Below are 919 nucleotides of genomic sequence, written 5' to 3'. Positions count from 1 at the left end.
TATGCGTTTGCGTAGAGTGTCCAATGCTGCGAATAGGGGTGTAAAAGGGGGGCTATTTGGGGTATGTGATGGCGATAGATTTATCTACCCACCATCACACGCCATCATTTTCATGCATGATTGTCGTAGCAACCGCGTTATAACAATGCTCAATGACGCTTGATGGCTTCGAAGACCATATACATGAAAAAGGCTATTCGCGTAGCAGAAGCGCGATTACGCTGATTTTTTCTCTCTGTCACGGATCCATCTATTTCGCTTTTCTTTTAATTTGGCGAGCATAGCCAAACTTTTTCCTTCATCAGCAGTGAGATCGGCAAGATAAAAATCTTTTGTTTCCTGTAACCAGGCAAACAGATCCGGGGTGTCCCACCAGGCCAAATCAATCAATGCTTCACGAATTTTTTCAGAAAACCGAAAACGGATCAGTTTGGCCGGGCTACCCGCATAAATGCCATAGGGCTCTGATCTGAAATTAGGGGGCAGTAGCGCTCTTGCACCAATCACACAGCCATTTTCAATGATTCCGCCGCCCAACATCATGACTTCGTCACCGATCCAAACGTCATTTTTTATGATGGAGTCTGAATACTGTGGCGGAGATGTATTGGTCAAACCACCGCCAAACACGGAAAACATTGACGTAGATATAGTGGTCATATCATGTTGACCGTTCAGTAAAAATTTAAGCCGCAGCCCGCCAGCGACAAAACGTCCAACGCGCAAGCTTTGAATACCTGCGTCATATTTTACGATCGACCCAACCCCGAAACCCGACGCTTTACTGATATAGAATGTTCCAGTATCCGACTCTTCCCCTAACCAGTCCTGGAAGAAGCCATGTGGTATAGAACTATGAAAACCATCTTGGTAGCAAATGATTTTAAACTGTTTTGCCCAAGGGTGGGTTTCATCGAAC

At 45.3% G+C, this 919-nt stretch carries 1 pseudogene; it reads right to left on the bottom strand.

Annotated elements, in window-relative coordinates:
• Nucleotides 1–216: 216 nt before the first annotated feature.
• Nucleotides 217–919, bottom strand: a pseudogene (locus tag J5224_RS30610) (hypothetical protein); the annotation flags it as partial.

Source organism: Candidatus Symbiopectobacterium sp. NZEC135, from assembly GCF_025962695.1.
This window is presented reverse-complemented; position numbering and strand designations above follow the sequence as displayed.